Source organism: Dietzia sp. CW19 (genome assembly GCF_014145265.1).
In the GTDB taxonomy this organism is placed as follows: domain Bacteria; phylum Actinomycetota; class Actinomycetes; order Mycobacteriales; family Mycobacteriaceae; genus Dietzia; species Dietzia natronolimnaea.
Genome location: NZ_JAALEE010000327.1, coordinates 1 through 6,967, shown reverse-complemented (window position 1 = coordinate 6,967; position 6,967 = coordinate 1). Strand labels below are relative to the sequence as shown.

Genomic DNA, 6,967 nt, shown 5'->3' with positions numbered 1-6,967 from the left:
CGCCACCACGAGGCCCGCCACCAGCAGCGCGACGGTGACGAGGACGACCCCGATCCGCCACGCCGGGCCCCGCCCCCGCCACACGCGCCGTTCGGTCACCGACCCCCACCCTCCCGGACTCGCCTCACCCCGCACCCGACCGGGCAGCGGCCATCAACCACCCACGCTAGCGGGCGACCTGACGACGAGCGCCCCCGGTGCCGCACCGGCCTACTACACTCGACGCGAATTCCCGGGCGCGCGTCCGGGGTCCCGAGAACGCCGATCAGCGAGGTACGCCAGTGTCCGTCGAAGTGACCATCGAGATCCCCAAGGGCTCGCGCAACAAGTACGAGATCCACCACGAGACCGGGAAGATCTACCTCGACCGGTTCCTGTTCACCTCGATGGGCTACCCGGCCGACTACGGCTACATCGACCACACCCTGGCCGACGACGGCGACCCGTGCGACGCGCTGGTCCTGCTCGACGAGTCGGTGTACCCCGGCGTGATCGTCAACTCCCGCGTCGTGGGCGTCTACACGATGTCGGACGAGGCCGGCGGCGACGACAAGCTGCTGTGCGTGCCGGCCCTGGACCCGCGGTGGGAGCACATCCAGGACGTGAACGACGTCCCGGAGTACGAGCTCAAGGCGATCGAGCACTTCTTCCTCCACTACAAGGACCTCGAGCCGGGCAAGCACGTCACCCCCGGCGAGTGGCGGGACAAGGCCCACGGCGAGAAGCTCGTGGCCGAGGGGATCGAGAACTACGGCACGCATCCCGAGGAGAAGGCCGAGCCCAACCGCGGCTGACCCCGGCCCGCCGCACCCCGTCCCACGGCCACGCGAAGAGCGTTCCGCACACATCGCTCGAGAGGCGGGTGTGCGGAACGCTCTTGTCGATGCAGGAGGCCGGGTGTGCCGGGCGGTCTGCGCCGGGGCTCAGCGGCCGGTGAACCTGGCCTCGCGCTTCTCCAGCGTCGCCGAGATGGCCTCCATCATGTCGGCGGAGGCGAGGAAGCCCGCGTTCCACGTGGCCACGTAGCGGTTGTTCTCGTAGATCTGTCCCTCGATGCCGCGGTTCAACACCTCGCGGGTCCCGCGGACGACGAGCGGGGGGTTGCCCGCGATCTCGGCGGCGGTGGCGTGCGCCGAGTCCAACACGCCGGCGGCGTCCTCGGCCACGTGGGTGACCAGCCCGTAGCGCAGGGCGGTCTCCGCGCCGATGTCCCGTCCGGTCAGGGCGAGCTCCCGGGTCAGCCCCTGGCCGATGATGTGGGGCAGCCGCGCGAGCGACCCCATGTCGGCCACGATCCCCACCTTGACCTCGCGGATCGAGTAGGAGGAATCGGCGGCACCGTGGCGGACGTCGCACGCGGAGATCAGGTCCACGGCGCCCCCGATGCAGCGGCCCTGGACCGCCGCGACAGTCGGGGTCTTGGCCGACGCCACCGAGTCGATGGCGCGGCGCATGTTCTCCACGAAGTCCAGGATCCGCTCGTTACGAGAGGCGTCCGGGGTCTTGTCCTGGGGCAGGAAGTCCATGAACTGCGGCATCATCGCCATCAGATCCAACCCGTAGGAGAAGTTCCGGCCCTCACCGGCGATGACGGCGGCGCGGACCTCCGGATCGGCGTCGAGTTCCGCCATCACACGGGGCATCTCCGCCCAGAAGTCGGGCCCCATACCGTTGTGGGGGCCGGGCCCGATCAGCGTCACCTGCGCGACGAACGGGTCCCGGACCCCCTTCTCGATGCGGACGGAGGAGTACTGACCGGGCGCGGCCGAGGTGTCTGGAGTGCTCATGCGCTCAGCCTGCCATGGCCTCCTCAGGCGCGGGCGTCAGGCATGACGAACCACAGGATCACGTAGAGCAGCACCTGCGGCCCGGGCAGCAGCAGCGAGGCCACGAACAGGACGCGGACCAACACCGGGTCCAGCCCGAAGTAGTCGGCCAGTCCGCCGCACACGCCCCCGATCCAGCGGTCCTCGGACCTGGTCAGTCGCCTGGGCTGGGAGTCTGAAGGGTAGGTCATGACGTGTCACCTCGTCGTCGTCGGAAATTGGTGGCCGGGGACCTCTCCCCGATGACCTCCAGTCTCCTCCCCCGCAGCGTCCACCACATCCGGGACGGACCCCGAATCCGAACTTGAACCGCGCCTCGGGGTGGGGACGCGGGAGCGGGCGCGGACTCAGGTGTGGAACTCGCCTCAGGTGTGGAACTCGCCGCAGTCCACGGTGAGGGTCTGGCCGGTGATCGCCGACGCGGCGTCCGAGAGCAGGAACACCACCGGGTCGACGATCTCGCGCTCGCCGGGCAGGCGGCGCAGGTCCATCTTCTCGGCGGTGTGGGCGTAGACGTCCTCCACGGTCCCGCCGTACTTGCCCGCCAGGTGTTCGAAGTACCCCTTGAGGGTCTCGCCGTAGATGTACCCGGGCGCCACGGTGTTGACGCGGATCCCACGCGGTCCGAGCTCTGTGGCCAGGGAATGCCCCAGCGCGACGAGGGCCGTCTTGGCGATCTTGTAGCCGGCGTAGCGCTCGCGGGAATGATGGATGACGGCCGAGGCCATCATCACCACGGAGCTGCTCGCGGGCGCGGCGTCGATCTGCTCCGCGTCCGGGGTCTCCGCGCCCGCCTCGAGCAACGGGGTGAACTCCTGGGTGGTGCGGAGCGCGCCGAGGACCGAGAGGTCGATCCCCCGCGAGATCTGCTCGTGGTCGGTCTGGGCCAGCGGCTTCATGCTGGGTACGGCGAACGCGCTGTAGACCAGGCCGTGGACCGCATCGGTGTGCTGGGCGACGGTCTCGCGCAACGCCCGCACGGAGTCGGCCTCCGTGGCGTCCACCGCGGCGGCGATCGCGGTGCCACCGGCGGCACGGACCTCGTCGACGATCCCGTCGAGCCGGGAGGCGGTGCGGGCGGCCACGACGACGGTCGCCCCCTGTTCGGCTGCCCGCAGGGCGAGGGTCCGCCCGAAACCGGGCCCCGCTCCCACGATCACGACGGTCTTGCCCTGGAGAGATTCTGACATGAGTTAATAGAACCAGTTCCACCCACGCTGTGGGGGGAAGTTCACCCGACCGGGATACCATCCGCACGTGCACACCATCCCTGAGCAGTATCTTCGCAGCTCACAGGCCCCGAGCCCCCGGACATTGCTGGACGTTCTGGGCTCCGCGGCCCAGGGTCACCCGGACGCCCCGTGCCTCGACGACGGAGCGCGCGTGTTGAGCTACCGCGAGGTGTGGGAGGAGATCCACACCTCGGCACGCTGGATGCAGCAGCAGGGGGTCGGGGCGGGCGACCGGGTGGGCATCCACATGCCCTCCGGCGGCGTCGAGTTGTACCTGGCGATCCTGTCGACCCTCGCCGCCGGGGCGGCGTACGTCCCCGTGGACGTGGACGATCCGGCCGACCGCGCCGAGCTGGTGTTCGGGCAGGCGCAGGTGGCGGCCGTCTACACCGCCCAGGGGATGCGGGTCACCGACCCCGGACGTCCGGCCGACCCGTCGCGACACCGGGCCCCCACCGTCGACGACGACTGCTGGATCATCTTCACCTCCGGCACCACCGGCCTGCCGAAGGGTGTGGCGGTGACCCACCGCAGCGCGGCCGCGTTCGTGGACGCCGAATCGCGGATCTTCCTCACCGGCGCCCCGCTCGGCCCGGGCGACCGGGTGCTGGCGGGGTTGTCCGTGGCGTTCGACGCCTCCTGCGAGGAGATGTGGTTGGCCTGGGCACACGGGGCGTGCCTGGTGCCCGCGCCCCGGTCGATCGTCAAGTCCGGGCTCGACCTGGGCCCGTGGCTGCGCGACCGCGGGATCACGGTGATCTCCACCGTCCCGACCCTGGCCTCGATATGGCCGGAGGAGATGCTCGCCGACATCCGCCTGGTGATCCTCGGCGGCGAGGCCTGCCCGCCCGAGCTCGCCGCGCGACTCGCGGGAGACGGCCGGGAGGTCTGGAACACCTACGGGCCGACCGAGGCCACCGTGGTGGCGTGCGCGGCGCAGCTGGACGGCAGGGGTGAGGTCTCGATCGGCCTGCCGCTGGACGGATGGGACCTGGCCGTGGTCGACGCCACGGGACTGCCTGTCGGCTACGGCGAGTCCGGCGAGCTGGTGATCGGTGGCGTCGGACTGGCCCGATACCTCGACCCGGACAAGGACGCCGAGAAGTACGCGCCCATGGAGACCCTCGGGTGGGAGCGCGCCTACCGGTCCGGCGACGTCGTGCGCCTCGAGGCCGACGGCCTGTACTTCACCGGCCGCGTGGACGACCAGGTCAAGATCGGTGGACGCCGTCTCGAGCTGGGTGAGGTCGACACCGCCGTGTCCGCCCTGCCCGGCGTGAGCGCGGGAGCCGCCGCGGTCAAGAAGACCGACGCGGGCCAGTCCGTGCTGGTGGCCTATCTCGTGGCCGACGACCCCGTGGGCTTCGACCTCGCCGACGCCGCCGGGATCCTGCGCGACCGCCTGCCGGCGGGTGTGGTCCCCCGGCTGACCCTCGTCGACGAGTTGCCCACCCGCACCTCGGGGAAGGTCGACCGCGCGGCCCTGCCGTGGCCCCTCGCACAGACCTCGGCCGCCGAGACCGAGCTGGACGGCACCGACGCGTGGGTGGCCGAACTGTGGTCCTCGGCCCTCGGTGCCGACGTCTCCGGGGTGGACGAGGACTTCTTCGCACTGGGAGGGGGCTCGCTCGCCGCCGCCCACGTGGTGGTGGCGGTCCGGGAGCGCTTCCCCGGCGTCACCGTGGGGGACATCTACGACCGCCCGCGCCTGGGCGACTTCGCGGGATACCTCGACGAGCTCGAGCCGGTGGCCACGGTGGAACCGCGACACGTCAGACCGGTCGGCCGCGGTGCGCAGGTGGTGCAGGTCCTGGCGACCCTCCCGCTGCTGACGGTCACGGGGCTGCAGTGGCTCACCTGGCTGGGGATCGCCAACAACGTCGCCGCCTCCGTGGGAATCCCCTGGGCGCGCCCGGTCTCGTGGTGGGTGCTCGGGATCCTCGCGGTGTTGCTGCTGTTGCCCGCGGGCCGCACGGTGGTGACGGGGCTCCTCTGCCGGGTCCTCATGGCCGGGGTCACCCCGGGCACCTATCCGCGGGGCGGCTCGGTCCACCTTCGCCTCTGGGCGGCCGAACGGCTGGTCGAGGCCTCCGGCGTCGCCAACCTCGAGGGCGCCGGCTGGCTCACACCGTTCGCGCGGCTTCTCGGCGCGTCGATCGGCCACGGCGTGGACATGCACACCCTGCCCCCCGTCACCGGGCTGCTGACCGTGGGCGACGGAGCCTCCATCGAGCCCGAGGTCGACCTGGCCGGGCACTGGATCGACGGCGACGTCCTGCACATCGGAGCCGTGGCGATCGGCGAGAACGCGGTGGTGGGAGCCCGGTCCACACTGCTGCCCGGCGCGGTGGTCGGCAGCGGCGCGCACGTGGAGATCGGGTCCGCCGTGGTGGGCACCGTCAAGGCCGGGAAGCGCTACGCGGGCTCACCCGCCCTCAAGCGGGGCAAGCGGGGCTCGAGCTGGCCGGCCGAACCCGCACCCCGCAGTCGCGTGTGGAGCGTGATCTACCAGCTCTCGGCGGTGGCCCTCGGCGCGATGCCGCTACTCGCCCTGGCCGCCGGACTCGCGGTGGTGGCCTGGGGGGCGCGGGACGCCACGACCCCCGGCCAGCTGTTCCTGAGTACCACCCTGTGGTCGGTCCCCGGGACGCTGCTCGCGCTCGCGTTGTTCGCCGCGCTCACGCTGGTGTCGGTCCGTGCGCTCTCGGTGGGCCTCGAGGAGGGGTTCCACCCGGTTCACTCGCGCATCGCGTGGCAGGCCTGGTGCAGCGAGCGCATCATGGACGCCTCGCGGAACTGGCTGTACCCGCTCTACGCCTCGATGCTCACCCCGATGTGGCTCCGGGCGCTGGGCGCGCGGATCGGCAAGGACGTGGAGGCCTCGACCGTCCTGCTCATCCCCTCGCTCACCACCGTCCGGGACGGGGCGTTCCTCGCCGACGACACGATGGTCGCGCCGTACGAACTGGGATCGGGCTGGATGCGGTTGGAGCAGGCGCAGGTCGGCAAACGCGCGTTCCTGGGCAACTCCGGAATCGCGTCCGCCGGCCGCAAGGTCCCCGCGCGCGGGCTGGTCGCCGTGCTGTCCTCCGCGCCGCAGAAGGCCAAGAAGGGCACCTCGTGGCTCGGTTCACCGCCGCAGAAATTGCCCAGGGCCGTGACCGACGGCGAGAGCGATGTGCGCACCTACCAGCCGCCCCGGCGCCTCAAGGTGGCCCGCGGCGCCTGGGAGACCCTGCGCCTGGTCCCCGTGTGGCTCTCGTTCCTGCTGCTGGTCAGCGTCCTGGTCGTGATGCAGGAGATCCACCGGGAATGGGGCTTCGGCGTCGCGGCGCTGGCCTCCGGGGTCACCCTCGCGTACGCCGGACTCGTGGCCCTGTTCGTCTCGGTGCTGGCCAAGTGGCTCCTGGTGGGCAGGATCCGCGCGGGCGAACAGCCCCTGTGGTCCTCCTTCGTGTGGCGCAACGAGGTCGCCGACTCGTTCGTCGAACTCCTGGCCGCGCCCTGGATGGCCCGCCCCGCCTCCGGCACCCCGATCCTCACCGTCATGCTGCGGCTGCTCGGGTCGCGCATCGGCCGGGGTGTGTGGTGCGAGTCCTACTGGCTCCCCGAGGCCGACCTGGTCTCCCTGGGCGATGCCGTCACCGTCAACCGCGGCTGCGTGGTGCAGACCCACCTGTTCCACGACCGCATCATGCAGATCGACCGGGTGGACATGGCCGACGGCGCGACCCTGGGCTGCCACTGTGTGACCCTCCCGGCGTCCTCGATCGGCGACGGCTCCACCGTGGGCCCGGCGTCGCTCGTCATGCGCGGCGACCGTATCCCCCCGGGCACCCGCTGGCAGGGCAACCCGATCGCGCCCTGGCGGGGCTGAGCGGGGCGCACCCGGGCGGGACGCACGAGGGC

General features: G+C 71.6%; 5 protein-coding genes. 2 read left to right on the top strand and 3 right to left on the bottom strand.

Annotation, left to right across the window (positions count from 1 at the left end; genetic code table 11):
- Positions 1-281: 281 nt before the first annotated feature.
- Complete coding sequence (locus tag G6021_RS10245) at positions 282-794, top strand: inorganic diphosphatase (RefSeq protein ID WP_179524465.1); 513 nt, start codon at positions 282-284, stop codon at positions 792-794.
- Between the two features lie 129 nt (positions 795-923).
- On the opposite strand, the gene G6021_RS10240 is transcribed toward G6021_RS10245, so the two are convergent.
- The 3 genes from G6021_RS10240 to G6021_RS10230 form a co-directional block, all read right to left on the bottom strand.
- Complete coding sequence (locus tag G6021_RS10240; protein ID WP_182617503.1) at positions 924-1,787, bottom strand: crotonase/enoyl-CoA hydratase family protein; 864 nt, start codon at positions 1,785-1,787, stop codon at positions 924-926.
- Positions 1,788-1,810: 23 nt separating this feature from the next.
- On the bottom strand, positions 1,811-2,017 hold the full coding sequence (locus G6021_RS10235; protein ID WP_179524463.1) for a PspC domain-containing protein: 207 nt from the start codon (positions 2,015-2,017) through the stop codon (positions 1,811-1,813).
- A gap of 174 nt (positions 2,018-2,191) precedes the next feature.
- A complete protein-coding gene (locus G6021_RS10230; protein WP_179524462.1) occupies positions 2,192-3,016 on the bottom strand; it encodes an SDR family oxidoreductase in 825 nt (274 codons plus the stop codon).
- A gap of 67 nt (positions 3,017-3,083) precedes the next feature.
- Between G6021_RS10230 and G6021_RS10225 the strand changes: the two genes are divergently transcribed.
- Positions 3,084-6,935, top strand: a complete 3,852-nt coding sequence (locus G6021_RS10225; RefSeq protein ID WP_182617501.1) for a Pls/PosA family non-ribosomal peptide synthetase — start codon at positions 3,084-3,086, stop codon at positions 6,933-6,935.
- Positions 6,936-6,967: the final 32 nt, after the last annotated feature.

Excerpts from the sequence above, each read along its gene's own strand:
- G6021_RS10240 (WP_182617503.1), bottom strand. The coding sequence starts at position 1,787 with ATGAGCACTCCAGACACCTCGGCCGCGCCCGGTCAGTACTCCTCCGTC.
- G6021_RS10235 (WP_179524463.1), bottom strand. The coding sequence starts at position 2,017 with ATGACCTACCCTTCAGACTCCCAGCCCAGGCGACTGACCAGGTCCGAG.
- G6021_RS10230 (WP_179524462.1), bottom strand. The coding sequence starts at position 3,016 with ATGTCAGAATCTCTCCAGGGCAAGACCGTCGTGATCGTGGGAGCGGGG.